Source organism: Pseudomonas sp. PME37.24/025, from assembly GCF_055556615.1.
This window is the reverse complement of the sequence record NZ_JBVHNK010000371.1, coordinates 1-255: the sequence shown is the minus strand read 5'-3', so window position 1 is coordinate 255 and position 255 is coordinate 1. Positions and strand designations below refer to the sequence as shown.

Sequence of the window (255 nt, the reverse complement as noted above, 5' to 3'; positions counted from 1 at the left end):
CTCAAAGCCTGACTTCACTTCTTTGACATCATCCTTGAAGCGTTTGAGTGAATCCAATTCACCAGTATGAATAACCACGTTATTGCGCAAGATTCGCAACAAGGAATTACGCTTGATAACCCCCTCAAGCACGTAACAACCGGCAATCGAGCCCACTTTGGAAATTCGGAATACCTGGCGTATTTCAACCAGACCCAATTCGGCTTCACGTTTCTCAGGCGTCAACATGCCACTCATCGCGGCCTTCACTTCATC

The 255-nt window shown here is 47.1% G+C and carries 1 pseudogene; it reads right to left on the bottom strand.

Annotation, left to right across the window (positions count from 1 at the left end):
* Window positions 1-255, bottom strand: a pseudogene (locus ACZ3HH_RS30735) (translation initiation factor IF-2); the annotation flags it as partial.